This is a genomic window from Latilactobacillus sp. (assembly GCF_033176295.1).
Lineage (GTDB): Bacteria > Bacillota > Bacilli > Lactobacillales > Lactobacillaceae > Latilactobacillus > Latilactobacillus sakei.
On record NZ_JAMQEX010000005.1, the window covers coordinates 84788 to 101726 of the forward strand.

Below are 16939 nucleotides of genomic sequence, written 5' to 3' on the forward strand. Positions count from 1 at the left end.
TTAAACCCCTCTCAGTCAGTCTTCATTGATCAGTAGATTACTACGCATCAATACTCTTTGGATCCATGTATACGGCATTTTCTTCGATGAATAGGCGTCTTGGTTCAACACGATCACCCATTAACATTTCGAAAATTTGGTCCGCTTCTTCAGCATCTTCCACGTTAACGCGGAGCATCCGTCTGTTTTCAGGATCCATCGTTGTTTCCCATAATTGGCTGGCATCCATTTCACCTAACCCTTTGTAACGTTGTACTTCTGGTTTAGGACTTGGTTGTAGGGTGCCTAAGACATCTTGCAATTCTTCATCAGAATCGATATAGCGCATCATCTTACCTTGTTTAACCCGGTACAAAGGTGGTTGCGCGATATAGACGTAGCCAGCTTCAACGATTGGGCGCATGTAACGATAGAATAACGTCAATAATAACGTCCGGATATGGGCGCCATCGACATCGGCATCGGTCATGATAATCAATTTATGATAACGGGCCTTTTCGACATCGAATTCTTGTCCAAAGCCTGTTCCCATGGCCGTAAAGAGCGTCCGAATTTCTTCATTCGCTAAGATTTTTTCCATGCTAGCTTTTTCAACGTTCAAGATTTTCCCACGAATTGGCAAGATAGCTTGCGTTAAACGTGAACGACCTGATTTCGCTGAACCGCCGGCAGAATCCCCTTCGACGATGAATAATTCTGAGATTTCAGGATCTTTACTACTGTTATCAGCTAACTTACCAGGTAAATTAGAGATTTCAAGACCATTTTTCTTCCGTGTAACTTCACGCGCGCGTTTAGCAGCTAAGCGTGCTCTGGCCGCCAATGAGCCTTTATCAACGATTTGACGAGCGATTGATGGGTTTTCCATCAAGAACTTCGTAAAGTGATCTGAGAACATCCGATCAGTAACTGAACGAGCATCCGCATTGCCTAACTTCGTCTTAGTTTGACCTTCGAATTGAGGATCTGGATGTTTAACTGAGACAACAGCCGTTAACCCTTCACGAACATCTTCCCCTGAAAGGTTTGCATCACTTGCTTTGAAGATATTTTGCTTTGTTGCGTAGTCGTTAATGACCCGCGTTAAAGCCGTCTTAAAGCCGGATTCATGCGTCCCACCTTCGTAGGTATGGATATTGTTGGCAAATGTTAACAAATTGGTCCGATAATCATTCGTATATTGAAGCGCCACTTCAACGGTAATCCCGTTTTGTTCACCTTCAACATAGATTGGTTCATCAAGGAGTGTTTCCTTCTTTTCGTCTAAGAATTCAACGTAACTCTTAATCCCACCTTCATAGTGGAATTCAAGTTTTTCATGGGTATCAGCCCGTTTGTCGGTAAACGTCAATTTTAAGCCCTTATTCAAGAATGCTAATTCGCGAATCCGAGTCGTTAAAATTTTATCGTCATAGATTGTCGTTTCCGTGAAAATATCAGGATCTGGCACGAAATGGACTTTAGTCCCATGTTCATGTTCGGGTGCGTCGCCGATCATTTTCATTGGTGTTTGAACTTTCCCACGTTTGAAATCGATGTAATAACGCTTGCCGCCTTGTGTAACAACGGCATCTAATCCGGTTGACAAGGCATTAACGACTGAGGCCCCAACACCATGCAACCCACCAGAAACTTTGTACCCGCCGCCGCCAAATTTACCACCGGCATGCAAAATCGTAAAGACGGTTTCTAGCGCTGATTTACCCGTTTTAGCTTGAATCCCAACTGGAATCCCCCGGCCATCATCGGTCACCGTAATACTATTATCAGGTTCAACGACAACGTTAATTTCAGTCGCAAACCCAGCGAGCGCTTCATCAATCCCGTTATCAATAATTTCCCAAACCAAATGATGTAACCCTTGAGAACTCGTTGTCCCAATGTACATCCCTGGTCGTTTACGAACCGCTTCGAGTCCTTCTAAGACTTGAATTTGGCTCGCATCATAAGATTTGGCCCGTTCTTCTTTTGCCTCAATTTGGGCTTCTGTTTCTTTGTTCAATTGATCATCTGCCAAGAAAAATACCTCCATTTGATCGTCTTATTATGCCAACTATTCTACTTGTTCTTCTGTGACGACCCCGTTGGTGACTGTAAACACGCGCGGCGTCGCAATAATTTCTTTTTTAACATTCTCTAAACTGGTTGTCGTGAGGAATGTTTGGACCTTGTTTTGGAACGTCTTCAACAAATGTGTTTGGCGTAAATCGTCTAATTCCGACAACACATCGTCCAGTAATAAAATCGGGTATTCCCCGGTTTGGGCCTTCATCAAGTCAATTTCGGCCAATTTGACACTCAACGCGGTTGTCCGTTGTTGCCCTTGGGAACCAAAGGCCTGCACATCCTTATCGTTGACTAAAAATTGAACATCATCGCGGTGGGGACCAATCAACGTCGTGCCTTGTTCAACCTCACGGATTTGTTGTTTCTCATACAAGGTTTGAAATTGTTGATAGAATTCTTCGACACTTTGATCCAATTGTTCTTCTGGAATCTGACTTTGATATTTAAACGTCAAGACTTCCCGATCCTTCGTAATCTCCTGATGCAATTTTTGGGCCCATTTTTCCATTTGTTGGAGAAACTGGCGCCGGGCCACGGTCACTTCCGCCCCGTAAGCCGCTAATTGATCCGATAAAACACCTAAATAAACAAGATCCTTGGCTTGGCGCCGTTGGAGTTGCTTAAGATATTGATTACGTTGTTTCAGAATTGATTTGTATTGCGAAATATTATAGAGATACTTGCTACTCATCTGCCCGAATTCCATATCAATGAAATGACGTCTCACAGCGGGCGAACCCTTAACGATGTTTAAATCCTCCGGCGCAAATAACACGACGTTTAGCTGACCAATATATTGTGATAACTTGGCCTGTTCTAAATGATTGACCTTCGCCTTTTTACCTTTTTGGCTTAAAACGAGTTCTAACGGGGTTTTCCCTGCAGAACGTTGGACCAAGCCGGTAATTTTAGCGAAATCTTCATGCCATTGAATTAATTCGCGATCGGTATTCGTGCGATGTGAGCGGGCCAAGGCTAAAACGTAGATTGCTTCTAGTAAGTTCGTTTTCCCCTGCGCATTTTCACCAATCAAGACGTTCGTATCCGGTGAAAAGTGCACATCAACTGACTCATAATTACGATAATGATTCAGTTGTAGTTCGCTTAGATACATAGCTGCCTACAATCTTTCTTGTTGTTTAACGATGAATTGGCCGTTATCTGGGACTTCAATGACATCCTCTGGATATAACTTCCGGCCACGTCGATCATCAGGTTCGCCGTTGACTAAAACCGTATTTTCTCTTAGGAACCATTTGGCTTTGCCACCCGTTTCAATAATGCCGGCTTCTTTTAGGAGTTGTCCTAATGTGACGAATTCAGCCTCAAGTTTAATTTCTTGTGTCATATTAACCCACCATTCTTAACGATATTAATTACTGGAAAAATAACGATCCGTTATACCTAGTAATTATAGACTTTTTTAGCACTAAAAACAAATAAACATGGTTAAAATGCTTTCTCAGCGTTTTTGACAAAATTACCCCTCTCCTACTAGAAATATCTTAAATCGCTGTAACCGAATTTATTTTAATTCTAGTTCACAAAAAAACGCCTCTCATCGAGGCGTTTTTGAGTTGTTATTTAATTTTAGAATGTCCGGACTGGTGTGATCAATTGAATATAGTGTTCTTGATCTTCACTTGGAACCAACGTAAATGGTCGTAAAGCAGCCGTAAAGTTAATCACGATTGTTGTTTGGCCAAATGAACGCAAGGCATCCTTCATGTAGTCAGGGTTAAATGAAATTTCAAGGGATTCACCCGTGAGGTTTTCAAATTGAAGGGCTTCTTCAACATTCCCCACATCTGGTGAATTACCATAAATAATCGCTGTGTTAGCCTCTGTGTCGAGTGTTAAACGGACAACGTTATTCCGACTTTCATGGGATAACAATGACGCCCGTTCGATAGCGGCCAATAAGACTGGCGCGTTAAATTCGATTTGGGTACTTGATGAAGTTGGAATTAAACGTGCTGTATCAGGATAGTTACCTTCTAATAAGCGTGAATAAAAGGCTAAGTTGCCAGCTTTAAAGAGGACTTGGTTTTCAGCAATCCGAATTTCAACGTCTTCGGCATCATCCGCAAGCGTTCTTGAAAGTTCTACCAAACTCTTACCAGGAATGATGACGTCATAATTGGCATCATTTGGAAGCGCAACTGTTAATTTACGTTGTGCTAAACGATGGCTATCAGTCGCAACGGCTAACATTTCGCCATTGGCTAGGACCAAGTGGACCCCAGTTAAGATTGGGCGACTTTCTTGATTAGAAACAGCGATGACGGTTTGGTGAATGAGTTGTTTCAAAACATCAGTGCTGATGCTAAATGTATTTTGCCCTGCAATTTCAGGAAGGTGTGGATAACTATTAGCGTCTAACCCGTTGATTGTAAATTCTGATTTACCGGAGCGAATTGTTGTTTGGAAATTATTTCCAACTGCAATTCGCATCTGATCTTCTGGTAATTTTTTAACGATTTCACTAAAGAAACGTGCTGGTAACACAATTTCGCCAACTTCTTCGACGACTAATTGGTTTTTTTCATCTGAGGCTGACAATGTTGCTTCAATTGAGATATCCGCATCACTACCGGTTAGCGTCAAGCCTTCTTGCGATAGAACAAGTTTAAGCCCTGTTAGGATCGGAATCGTTGTTTTAGCTGAAATGGCCCGTTGCACATCATTGAGCGTTTTGATAAATAGGGCGCGGTTAATTGAAAATTTCATAGGTGCTACCTCCGAGGGTGAATATTATATATATATTAAAAGATTTTAAAGTAATAGTAGTAGGGCCTGTGGAACCTGTGGATAAGTATTGAAAGCCAAGAATCTCATAGTTTTCCACCTGTGGATAAAATGTGAGAAATCCTTAGGATAACTTTTACCTTTATCCACAACCCATTTTTAAGACTTCATTGTGTTCTTTAAATCCAAAATGGCATCTTTTAGGTTTTGATCGGTTGTCAAACTTTGACTAATCCGTTCATGAGCATGCATGACGGTCGTATGATCTTTACCGCCAAACTCTTGGCCAATTTTAGGTAATGAGCTGTCGGTCATTTCGCGAGCAAGGTACATTGCGATTTGGCGCGGCAACACAATCTCTTTGACCCGCTTGCGACCTTTAAGATCAGCAACGGTTAAGCTGTAATATTTAGCAACCACCGATTGAATCTTGGCAATCGAGAGCTGACTAGATTTACCGTTGAGTTTCAAGCCTTTGAGCGCGTCGGCCGCTAGACTGGTTGTAATCTCAGCGTTTTGCATCGTTGCATAGGCTTGGACCCGCACGAGTGCGCCTTCTAATTCCCGAACGTTGGAATCGATTTGCCCAGCAATATAACTGAGCGTATCTTCTGGAATTTCCAGATGTTCCGCATCGGCTTTATTTCTTAAAATCGCAATTCGCGTCTCAAGATCAGGTGGCGTGATATCGACTGGTAACCCCCATTTAAACCGAGAAACCAAGCGTTCTTGCAGCTTGGGAATCTCATTTGGGAGGCGATCAGAGGTCAACACAATTTGTTTCTTATCATTATAGAGATCATTAAATGTATGGAAGAATTCTTCTTGCGTTCCTTCTTTATCAGCGAAAAATTGAATATCATCCACTAATAAAAGGTCGACGTTCCGGTATTCTTGTCTAAATTTCTCTTGATTCTTCGTTTGAATCGAATTGATAAAATCGTTGGCAAAAGCCTCACTCGTCACGTACTTAACGTTCGTTTCGGGTTTTGATTCGAGTAATTGGTGACCAATTGCTTGCATCAAATGGGTTTTACCTAAACCAACACCACCATATAAGAAGAGGGGATTGTATAAGACACCGGGTTCTTCGGAAACCACCAACGCCGCAGCGTGGGCCATTTGATTGCCTTTCCCAGTGACAAACGTATCAAATGTATATTTACTATTTAAATGCGTTTCACGTAAAAAGGTTGGTGTTTCAGCCTTCGTTAAAACGTGTTCTTCTTCTGGTTCAAGCGGTGTTAAGTTGTCAGATTCACCAGGTAACACAAAAATAGGGGTCAGCTCGATTTCCGCAAACTCATAGGCCCCTTCAACGACTTTAGTCGCCAAGTTATTTTCCCAGTATTCTTTGTGCAAGACAGAAGGCACTTCAATTAGTAGTTCGTTAGCTCTAAAAGCAAGCGGCTTAGCGGTTTTAATCCAAGCGTTAAAGCCAACCGTGGTTAGATCGGTTTGGAATTTTTCTTGCAGATAATTCCAAAGTTCCTGAAGATCAGGCATGTAGCGTGTCCTCCTCACATAAAATCACCACTTTATTGAAAAATACTCAATAAAGAAAGACTAAATACATTCTAGCATTCTAAAAAAAAGTTTTCCACAACAAGAACAAAATCCACAGGATAAAAATAAAAAGTTATGCACTCATCCACAACGAGGCGGATAACTTTTATTCTGGGGTGTGGACAACTGAGAAATACACAGCAATTTTAGAGTTATCCACAAAAACGAATTGAAAATAGACGCTTTCATAGTGCGGGTTCTTCAGACTTATTCACAACGTTAAAAACAGGTGTGGATAACTAATAAACACCCTGTGATTCTCTGGATAACTCTGGTAGGTTTGCTGGGGATAAAAATTATGTTAAAATCGACTATTCAGGTTATCCACAAGAAAAACAAAATTTTTCAGATCTGTGGACAACCAAATTTAACGAATTTTTTTACAGAAAGTGTTTTAACTTCTATAGAAATATGCTATTATATTTTAGTGAATGTCATAGGTGGTTATTGCCGCCAGTTGTTTCTCAGATAAGAAAACAATAGACATAGTCAATTAGGAGGTGCCAGATTAATGACTACAAAGAGAACATTTCAACCAAAGAAACGCCATAAAGAACGTGTTCATGGTTTCATGAAACGTATGAATACTAAGAACGGTCGCAAGGTACTTGCAAGACGCCGTGCTAAGGGCAGAAAAGTATTATCTGCATAGGCCACTGATGCTTCAGTGGTTTTTTTATTATCCTCAATTTATTAATAGAAATGCCGGAGTGAATTATGAGAAAGTCGTACCGTGTTAAAAAAGAACAAGATTTCCAAACGGTTTTTGATGCAAGTCAATCAGTGGCCAACCGCAATTTTGTGGTTTACCGCTTAGATAAACCTGGTCAAAAACATTTTAGAGTCGGTCTTTCTGTCGGTAAAAAAGTGGGTAACGCAGTGATGCGTAATCAGGTGAAACGTTATATTCGCCAAAGTATTACGGAGTTGAAACCAGATTTGTTGCAACCCGTTGACTTTTTGGTGATCGCAAGACGTGGCGCTAACCAATTAACGATGGCAGAAACAAAACAAAATTTAATCCATGTCTTCAAGCTAGCTAAGTTATTAAAGGAAGAAGCAGATTCTGCTTCTGAATAAGTGAGGGATTGAGAGTGAATTCAAAAAATCGCAAACGACTATTATTAGTCGCTAGTTTATTCTTATTTATGCTAATTGCTGCTGGGTGTAGTACTGCACCTGTTAGCAGTGCTAGCACTGGTTTCTGGGATCACTATATTATTTATAACTTCTCACGATTCCTGTTGTGGTTAGCTGATATCTTTGGTGGTAGTTATGGTTGGGCCATCGTTGCCTTTACTATTATTATCCGGTTGATTATTTTGCCATTAACTTGGTGGCAAAGTAAGACAATGATGAAGCAACAAGAAGTGGCACCTGAAATTCAAGCCCTTCAAAAGAAATACGCTTCTAAAGATGTTGAAACACAACAAAAATTACGTGAAGAAACACAGAAACTTTACGCTGAAGCAGGGGTCAATCCTGTGATTGGTTGTTTACCATTATTGGTCCAAATGCCAGTCTTGATTGCCTTGTATCAAGCCATCTACCGGACATCTGCTTTGAAGAGTGGGTCATTCTTATGGATGCAACTTGGTAAAGCTGATCCGTACTTTATTATGGCGATTTTGGCGGCCGTCTTTACGTTTGCCACATCATATTTAACGATGATGTCACAACCAACGAAGAATGCCACAACGACCGCAATGCTCTGGGTAATGCCAATCATGATTTTCGTGATGGCGATGAACATTGCGTCAGCCGTTTCAATTTACTGGGTAGTTACAAATGCCTTTTCTGTTGGTCAAACAATGGTGATTCAAAATCCATTCAAGATCCGTCGGGAACGTGAAGCTAAAGAACAAGTTAAACGTGATCGGGAAAAAGCACTTGCTAAAGCACGTAAGAAAGCAACGAAAAAACGTTAATTTTAAAATTAAAAGACCGACCAGCATTTTATGCTGGTCGGTCTTTTTTGTGTTTTAATAATCCAACTGCTTCAAGCGGAATAAGAAGTGCTGGTCATCAATTGGTTTTAGATGATAGAGCGTGACCACTTTGCGCGTTAATTTGGTGTCGATCGGGGCTGCATCACCAAAGAGATGAAAGTGATCGAAAAACGCCGTGTTAGCTTGTTCGATAAGGGTTAAAAGACCGGCACCACCTAGATCGCTGCCGAGGTGGGCTTCATCTGATAGTTGGCTAGCCTTGAGATGTTGACCGTACTGGATCAATTCTGGTCCGGTCGCCATGATTTCGTCAGGGACTTCACGCCTATTTAATAATGCGGCTAAATCTGCCAATGTGTTGGCTGGTATTTGTTCAATGGTCATGTTCAGCATCGCCTTCCTAGCAGTTATGTATCTGCTTACATCGCTAATATAACAGATTTAAATTAAATGTCTAGTAGGCGGCCGTTTAAAATCGTCGCACTGGTCGTTAAAATTCGTTATAATAGGCGCAATAGTTGAAAAGCGGAGGGCAAGGATATGACTTACTCAGAACAATGGGATTTAGAAACCATTTTTAAAGGGGGCTTAGCCTCACCAGCCTTAGAAAATCGACTCCAAGCATTGGGGCAACAGATTCCGGTTGTTTTAAAAATGACAAGTGACTGGCAATTTGTGTTTGATGAACCAGCCTTTGAACAAATGCAGGCCATCACGATGCAATTACAACAAATTGAATCCGGGTTGAAGCAAACGGGCAGTTTTGTCAACATGATTCAATCGGTTGACGAACGCAACCAACAAGTGGCATCCATGATGGACCGGATTAATCAATTGCAAAATACCGCCCGTCAAATTGATGTCTTATTGACGAAAAAATTGGTGGCCTTGACTGTTGAACAATTCGAAACATTAGTCAGCCAACCAGCCTTTGCGCCGATTCAGTTCAACCTACGGGAAAAACGCCAGCAAGGGGCGGACTTATTAGATGAACAAACCGAAAAATTATTGGATCAATTGGCACTCGATGGTTTGCAAGGCTGGAGTGATCACTACGATACGATCGTTGCGGAAACCCAGATTCCTTATTTAGATCAAACCTTATCAGCTGGGCAGGCTCAAAATAAGTTTGAATCAGATCCAGATTCTAAAGTTCGCGAAGTGGTTTTTAAAAATTGGCAACAAACTTGGGATCGTTTCTCACCAATGTTGGCGGATACCTTGAATCACCTAGCTGGTTTTAGATTAACGACTTACCAAGCTCATGGGACCACCGACTTTATGAAAAAACCGCTGGAATATAACCGGATGCAACCAGCCACACTGGATGCGATGTGGTCGGTAGTCAGCCAAAATAAAGCACCACTGGTTGCTTTTTTGAACCGGAAGGCCGCTTTAATGGGTAAAAAGCAGTTAGCTTGGCAAGATACTTGGGCACCGGTCGTTGTTGATGATTTCCAGATGACTAAAAAATCGTATGACGAAGCTGCTGAATTTATCATTGCGCATTTCCGGGATTTCAGTCCGAAAATGGCAGCCGTCGCACAAACGGCATTTGAAAAGCAGTGGATTGAAGCGGAAGATCGACCGGGTAAACAACCGGGTGGCTACATGACCGATTTACCCGAGACGAATGATTTTAGAATTTTCATGACCTATGATGGCACACCCGGCGGCGTCTCGACTTTGGCGCATGAATTAGGGCACGGCTTTCATACGATGATGATTAATCAATTACCTGGCTGGCGCCAAGATTACGCGATGAACGTCGCCGAAACAGCTTCGACGTTGGCGGAATTAATCGTGGTCGACGCAACGGTCAATGAAGCACAAGATCGCGCAACGAAGATTAACTTACTCGATCAAAAAATAACGAACGCCATCGATATGTTTATGAATATTCATGCGCGCTATTTATTTGAACATCGTTTCTATGAAATGCGGCAACAAGGACTACTAACGCCTGACGATTTGAAAGGCATCATGTTGAGCGCCCAAAAGGAAGCCTATGCGGATGCGCTAACGGATTATGACCCATTATTCTGGGCGGACAAACAACATTTCTTCTTTGATGATGTGCCATTTTATAACTTCCCGTATACATTTGGATATCTCTTTTCAATGGGAATTTACGCCAAGGCGCAAAGTGTGCCGCACTTTGAAGCGGATTATATCGCACTCTTGCAAGACACAGCCAATATGAGTACTGAAGAATTGGCGCAAAAACACTTAGGCGTTGATTTGATGCAACCGGCATTTTGGCAAGCAGCGGCGGACTCGATTGCCCAAGATGTGGCGCTCTTTTTAGAACTAACCGCTACCGATTTAGATTAAGTGTCGCTTAAAAAGCGGGCATGTTATACTGATATTAGATAAAAATAAGCGTCCAGTGACAAACTGACGCTTAATGAGCGGAGGTTTAAAAATGCCAACTTTTGAAGGTAAGGATATTCAAGCCGCAATTGATGCGGGGTTAGCAGCGTTAAAATTAACGCGTGATAAGGTCACAGTTGATGTCCTTGAAGAAGGTAAGAAAGGTTTTTTAGGTTTTGGTAAGCAACCAGCAATCGTTACGTTAAATCCGATAACGGTCGCTGAGCCAACCCCAGTTGAACCGGAACAACCAAGCGTTGAAGACGTGGCAACTGAACCAGCAGATCAGCCAGAAAAGGCCCCAATGCGTCAGAGTCGTGAGGCGACGATCGAAGCTTTAAAGCAATACATTACCGACATAACAGCACAGATTGGCACGCCGGTTACGATGACCGTTACAAAAGAACACAAGCAAGTCATCTTCCATTTAAAGACGACTAAGGAAGGTTTGCTGATTGGCAAACACGGGAAGACGATCAATGCGCTCCAATATTTAGCGCAAACGTATTACGATCATCACACCAAGGGAAAACAGTTGATGATGCTGGATATTGGCGATTATCGGCAAAGAAGAGCGACAATTGTTAAACATTTAGCGGATAAGGCGGCCAGAGAAGTGGTCGCAACTGGTAAGGCGGTCACTTTAGAGCCAATGCCAGCGTTTGAACGGAAGATTGTTCATGGCTATTTAACGAACAACCGTCACGTCCAAACTCACTCAGAAGGGCGCGGCGATCGCCGGGTAATTGTGGTTGAATCAGCCCGTTCTTTTTAAGACTTGTCAATTGACGGTCGATAGAAATCGTGTATAATGAAACTAATTAAATATCGATAAAGTAGTGAAAGTGCTTTGTCCACCCCTTACGCAATGACGGGAGGGGTGGACGCTAAGCGCTTTTTTTATGCAGCTATTTTAGGAAGGAAGCTTTTATAATGCCAACGACAGTCACAGAATTTGATACGATTACGGCGATCTCAACACCACCTGGTGAGGGGGCAATTTCAATTGTGCGTCTTTCAGGAGATGACAGTTTAGCCATCATTAAACGGGTTTATCGCGGCAAGGATCTCGATAAAGTGGCGAGCCATACGATTAATTATGGCCATATTATTGACCCTAAAACGGATGCGGTGGTCGACGAAGTCATGGTTTCTGTCATGCGAGCGCCTAAAACATTTACGCGCGAAGATGTGATTGAAATTAATTGTCATGGTGGGATTGTGGCGACTAACCGAATCTTGCAACTATTGATGAGTTACGGTGCACGAATGGCCGAACCAGGTGAATTCACGAAGCGGGCCTTTTTAAACGGGCGGATTGATTTAACCCAAGCCGAATCTGTGATGGATCTTATCCGGGCCAAGACTGACCGGGCAATGCAAGTTGCTGTTGATCAATTGGATGGGAGCTTAACGCATCTCATTAAGAATTTACGCCAAGAAATCTTAGAAGTATTGGCGCAAGTCGAAGTTAACATTGACTATCCCGAATACGATACGGATGAAATGACGACCCGGATTTTACTTGAAAAAGCTGAACTTGTTAAAGGGCGAATTGGTGAATTACTCCAAACAGCGCAACAAGGCAAAGTCTTGCGTGAAGGGTTGGCAACGGCCATCGTTGGGCGACCAAACGTCGGTAAATCAAGTTTGTTAAACCATCTTTTACATGAAGATAAAGCCATTGTGACGGATGTTGCTGGAACGACCCGTGATGTTTTGGAAGAATACGTTAACGTCCGCGGCGTACCATTGAAGCTGGTTGATACGGCGGGGATTCATGATACCGAAGATAAGGTTGAAAAGATTGGGGTCGAAAGAAGTCGCGCAGCAATTACCAAAGCCGACTTGATTTTATTGGTCCTAAACCAAAGCGAACCTTTAACGATTGAAGATCGCGAACTAATCACGGCGACAACTGATAAGAAACGGATCATTATTTTAAATAAGACTGACTTACCTAATCAATTGGACTTAGATGAACTTCAAACATTAGTTCGTGCGGATGAAGTGATTCAAACGTCAATTTTAACGAGTGAAGGGGTGACTGATTTGGAAGCCCAAATCGCCAAACTCTTCTTCGGTGGGATTGAAAATAGCCAAAGTACGGTGATGATTACCAACGCCCGTCAAATTGGCTTATTAAACCAAGCACAACAATCATTAGATGAAGTTATTAGCGGGATTGCAGCTGGCATGCCAGTTGACCTCGTCCAAATCGATATGACCAACTGTTGGGACAAGCTCGGTGAGATTACCGGGGATTCAGCACCAGATGAATTGATTACGGAACTCTTTAGCCAATTCTGTTTAGGTAAATAGGTCTTGAACCATATTAAAGGAGAACAAAACATGCGAGAATATGACGTAGCGCACTACGACGTGATTGTTGTTGGTGCCGGCCATGCGGGTTCCGAAGCGGCATTAGCTGCTGCACGAATGGGCCGCGAAACATTATTATTAACGATTAACTTAGATATGGTGGCTTTTATGCCATGTAACCCATCATTGGGTGGCCCGGCAAAAGGCATCGTGGTCCGTGAAATTGACGCCTTGGGTGGTCAAATGGGCCGCAATATCGATAAGACTTACATCCAAATGCGGATGCTAAATACAGGTAAAGGCCCAGCTGTCCGCGCATTACGCGCCCAAGCTGATAAGCATGCCTATCACCGGACAATGAAACGGACAATCGAAACGACGGAGCACTTAACACTCCGTCAAGGCATTGCTGAATCATTGATCGTTGAAGACGGTGTCTGCAAAGGGATTGTGACTAACACGGGTGCTCGTTACAGTGCTGACAGTGTGATTTTAACAGCCGGAACAGCCTCACGAGGCAAGATTATCATTGGTGAATTAACGTATTCATCAGGTCCTAATAATTCAATTCCTTCTATTAAACTTTCAGAGAGTCTTGAAGATAACGGTTTTGTGTTGACGCGTTTTAAAACGGGGACACCACCACGAGTGGACGGCACAACGATCGACTTTTCAAAGACGGAAGAACAACCAGGGGATAAGGAACCGAACCACTTTAGTTTCGAAACACCTGATAGTGCTTATTTGAAAGACCAACTTTCTTGTTGGATGACGTACACGAATGATACGACGCATCAAGTGATTCGCGATAATCTCGACCGCGCCCCAATGTTTACCGGTGTGATTGAAGGTGTCGGCCCACGTTATTGCCCATCAATTGAAGATAAAATCGTCCGCTTTGCGGATAAGCCTCGCCACCAAATTTTCTTGGAACCAGAAGGCCGCGAAACAGAAGAATACTACGTTGGTGATTTCTCAACATCAATGCCAGAAGAAATCCAACACAAAATGATTCATTCTATCGAAGGGTTAGAAAATGCCCAAATGATGCGCCCTGGTTATGCGATTGAATATGATGTCGTTGAACCATGGCAATTAAAACCAACCCTTGAAACTAAAGTGGTTGAAAATCTTTATACAGCTGGCCAAATGAACGGCACTTCAGGTTATGAAGAAGCTGCTGGTCAAGGTTTGATGGCCGGGATTAACGCCGCCCTTAAACAAACGGGCCGCGACCCATTCATCTTGGATCGAAGTGAAGCTTACATCGGGGTCTTAATCGATGACTTGGTTACTAAGGGTACTAAGGAACCTTACCGTCTATTAACCTCACGTGCGGAATACCGTTTAATGCTTCGTCACGATAATGCTGATTTACGTTTAACGGAAAAGGGTCATGAATTAGGTTTAATCAATGATGACCGTTTTGACAGTTATGAAGTGAAAAAAGCAGCGGTTGAAGCTGAATTAGCACGTTTAGAAAAGATTCGCTTAAAACCAACGCCAGAAATCCAAGCCTTTTTAGCTGCTAAGGGTGAAGCGCCACTTAAAGATGGTGTTTTAGCCAGTGACTTCTTAAAACGACCAGAAGTGAAGTATGCTGATTTAATTCAATTCATTCCAGCGGTTGAAGGAATCGATAACCGTGTTGTGGAACAAGTTGAAATCCAAGTCAAATACGCAGGATATATTGATAAGGAAAAGGCTAAGATTGCGAAGTTAAAACGGATGGAAGCCAAGAAGATTCCAGCCAATATCGATTACGACGCAATTGAAGGTCTTGCAACAGAAGGTCGTCAAAAATTACAAAAAATTCAACCCGAAACACTTGCACAAGCAAGTCGGATTGGTGGGGTGAACCCAGCCGATATCGGGATTCTAAGCGTCTATATTCAACAGGGTAAGATTGCTAAGGTCAAATAGCCTGGTTGATAACTAGTCATTAGATATGTTAGAGTTAAGCATATATTGTCAATGGTAGAAAGCCAGCCGTTTCACATGAAACGGTTGGCTTTTTAGAGTCATGAAAGAAAAGTGAGGGAATCAAGTGATAACTGTTAGTGAAATGAGCTTAACGCTTTCTGGGCGTAAGTTATATGAAGACGTTAATTTGAAGTTTACACCTGGAAATTGTTATGGCGTGATCGGTGCCAATGGTGCAGGTAAGTCAACTTTTCTAAAATTATTAGAAGGTAAATTACAACCATCATCAGGCCACATCTCAATGGGCCCTAATGAACGGATGTCGAGTTTGAATCAAGATCACTACGCTTTTGAAGAATTTGAAGTGTTAGAGACCGTGATCCAAGGTCATAAGAAGTTATATGAAGTGATGCAAGCTAAGGATGCCCTATACGCTAAAGCTGAATTCACTGAAGAAGATGGGATGAAGGCTGCTGATCTAGAAGCTGAATTCGCTGAAATGAATGGTTGGGATGCTGAATCAGAAGCTGCTCAATTACTCCAAGCTTTAGGTATCGATGAATCTTTACACCATGTGAAGATGAGTGAATTGATGGAAGGGCAAAAGATTAAGGTTTTACTTGGTCAAGCGCTCTTTGGCAAACCTGATATCCTATTATTGGACGAACCAACTAATGGTTTGGACAGTGCCTCAGTTGAATGGTTAGAAAACTTCTTGGCTGACTTCCCGAATATCGTTATTGTTGTTTCCCATGACCGTTACTTCTTAAACCAAGTATGTACAATGATGTGTGATGTGGACTTTGGTCGCATCAAGACATTTGTTGGTAATTACGACTTCTGGTTAGAATCAAGTAAGTTGGCAGCTAAGTTACAATCAAACGTTAATGCTAAAAAAGAAGAACAAATCAAAGAATTACAAGACTTTATCGCACGTTTCAGTGCTAATGCTTCAAAATCAAAACAAGCTACTTCTCGTAAGAAGCAATTAGAGAAGATTACATTAGAAGACATCCAACCTTCTTCACGTCAATACCCATTCATTAAGTTCGATTTCGAACGCGAATTGGGAAATGACCTTTTACGGGTTGAGAACGTCTCAAAAACAATCGATGGTGTTAAAGTGTTAGATAACATCAGCTTCTCAGTTAAGCCAGACGAAAAAGCAGCAATCGTTTCACGAAATGACGTTGCGACAGCTGTCTTAATGCAAATCTTAGCTGGTGAAGTAGAACCAGATAGTGGTACAGTGACATGGGGTGTGACGAGTCAACAATCATACTTACCAAGAGATACGAACTCAGCCTTTAATGATGATCAACTCATTATCTTAGACTGGTTACGTCAATTTGCCGCTAAGGGTGAAGACGACAATACCTTCTTACGTGGTTTCTTAGGGAAAATGTTATTCTCTGGGGATGAAGTAACGAAGGAAATTAATGTTCTCTCTGGTGGGGAAAAGGTTCGTTGTATCCTATCTAAGATCATGCTTCAAAAATCAAATACCTTACTATTAGATGATCCAACTAACCATTTGGATTTGGAATCAATTACATCATTGAATGATGCCTTGATCGATTTCAAGGGTGCTTTGATCTTTACATCTCATGATCACCAATTTATTCAAACAATTGCAGATCACATCATTGAAGTTTCAGCTAACGGTTTAGTTGATCGTGCCGAAACAAACTATGATGAATTCTTAGCACATCCAGAATTACAAAAACAAGTTGCTAAACTATACGCTTAATAACAAGAGAAGACCCGCAGACACGGATTTGTGTCGCGGGTCTTCTTTTTTTGAATCTTTTTCAGAAAGTCCTTGTATCTGCTATTGTAAGTTGGTATACTAGTAAAGTTGTCGCAAGCGAGTAGCTCAGTAATGAGTGAGGAAATAAATAATTAAAATGTTTTTGAAAAACGCTTGTTATTTAATTCTAATCGTGATAACATATTATATGTTGCTTACGGAGCTATAACTTCTAAGTGAT

Annotated in this window: 14 protein-coding genes; 8 read left to right on the forward strand and 6 right to left on the reverse strand. The window is 41.9% G+C overall.

Annotated features, from left to right (window positions below):
* Positions 1–40: 40 nt before the first annotated feature.
* The 5 genes from gyrB to dnaA form a co-directional block, all read right to left on the reverse strand.
* A complete protein-coding gene (gene gyrB / locus NDN60_RS04130) occupies positions 41–2017 on the reverse strand; it encodes a DNA topoisomerase (ATP-hydrolyzing) subunit B (RefSeq protein ID WP_372799676.1) in 1977 nt (658 codons plus the stop codon).
* A 36-nt stretch (positions 2018–2053) separates the two neighbouring features.
* A complete protein-coding gene (gene recF, locus NDN60_RS04135) occupies positions 2054–3181 on the reverse strand; it encodes a DNA replication/repair protein RecF (RefSeq protein ID WP_099947155.1) in 1128 nt (375 codons plus the stop codon).
* Between the two features lie 6 nt (positions 3182–3187).
* Positions 3188–3415, reverse strand: a complete 228-nt coding sequence (yaaA, locus tag NDN60_RS04140) for a S4 domain-containing protein YaaA (protein WP_016264312.1) — start codon at positions 3413–3415, stop codon at positions 3188–3190.
* A gap of 242 nt (positions 3416–3657) precedes the next feature.
* A complete protein-coding gene (gene dnaN / locus NDN60_RS04145; protein ID WP_099947566.1) occupies positions 3658–4797 on the reverse strand; it encodes a DNA polymerase III subunit beta in 1140 nt (379 codons plus the stop codon).
* Positions 4798–4974: 177 nt separating this feature from the next.
* The gene (gene dnaA, locus NDN60_RS04150; RefSeq protein ID WP_011373719.1) at positions 4975–6321 is read right to left on the reverse strand and encodes a chromosomal replication initiator protein DnaA; all 1347 of its coding nucleotides are present in this window, start codon (positions 6319–6321) and stop codon (positions 4975–4977) included.
* Between the two features lie 571 nt (positions 6322–6892).
* Here dnaA and rpmH point away from each other — a divergent pair.
* From rpmH to yidC, 3 genes are all read left to right on the forward strand, one after another.
* Positions 6893–7033 (forward strand): 50S ribosomal protein L34, encoded by a 141-nt coding sequence (rpmH, locus tag NDN60_RS04155; protein WP_004265830.1) that lies wholly within the window; start codon positions 6893–6895, stop codon positions 7031–7033.
* A 65-nt stretch (positions 7034–7098) separates the two neighbouring features.
* On the forward strand, positions 7099–7461 hold the full coding sequence (rnpA, locus tag NDN60_RS04160) for a ribonuclease P protein component (protein WP_011375565.1): 363 nt from the start codon (positions 7099–7101) through the stop codon (positions 7459–7461).
* A 68-nt stretch (positions 7462–7529) separates the two neighbouring features.
* Positions 7530–8309 carry a membrane protein insertase YidC gene (yidC, locus tag NDN60_RS04165; protein ID WP_049762132.1) on the forward strand — a complete coding sequence of 260 codons (780 nt, stop codon included), beginning with the start codon at positions 7530–7532 and terminating at the stop codon, positions 8307–8309.
* Positions 8310–8363: 54 nt separating this feature from the next.
* Here yidC and NDN60_RS04170 read toward each other — a convergent pair whose 3' ends face one another.
* Entirely contained in the window at positions 8364–8714 is a 351-nt protein-coding gene (locus NDN60_RS04170) for a hypothetical protein (protein WP_011375563.1), read from the reverse strand.
* A gap of 156 nt (positions 8715–8870) precedes the next feature.
* On the opposite strand from NDN60_RS04170, the gene NDN60_RS04175 reads away from it, so the two are divergent.
* The 5 genes from NDN60_RS04175 to NDN60_RS04195 all read left to right on the forward strand — a co-directional run bounded on the left by NDN60_RS04175 (position 8871) and on the right by NDN60_RS04195 (position 16698).
* Entirely contained in the window at positions 8871–10664 is a 1794-nt protein-coding gene (locus tag NDN60_RS04175; protein WP_076632511.1) for a M3 family oligoendopeptidase, read from the forward strand.
* A gap of 91 nt (positions 10665–10755) precedes the next feature.
* Positions 10756–11478: an RNA-binding cell elongation regulator Jag/EloR gene (gene jag / locus NDN60_RS04180; RefSeq protein ID WP_076645806.1), complete on the forward strand. Its 723-nt coding sequence runs from the start codon at positions 10756–10758 to the stop codon at positions 11476–11478.
* A 158-nt stretch (positions 11479–11636) separates the two neighbouring features.
* Positions 11637–13025 carry a tRNA uridine-5-carboxymethylaminomethyl(34) synthesis GTPase MnmE gene (mnmE, locus tag NDN60_RS04185; protein ID WP_011375560.1) on the forward strand — a complete coding sequence of 463 codons (1389 nt, stop codon included), beginning with the start codon at positions 11637–11639 and terminating at the stop codon, positions 13023–13025.
* Positions 13026–13055: 30 nt separating this feature from the next.
* On the forward strand, positions 13056–14948 hold the full coding sequence (gene mnmG / locus NDN60_RS04190; protein WP_076632512.1) for a tRNA uridine-5-carboxymethylaminomethyl(34) synthesis enzyme MnmG: 1893 nt from the start codon (positions 13056–13058) through the stop codon (positions 14946–14948).
* 124 nt (positions 14949–15072) lie between these two features.
* Entirely contained in the window at positions 15073–16698 is a 1626-nt protein-coding gene (locus NDN60_RS04195; protein ID WP_016264305.1) for an ABC-F family ATP-binding cassette domain-containing protein, read from the forward strand.
* The last annotated feature ends 241 nt before the right edge of the window (positions 16699–16939 follow it).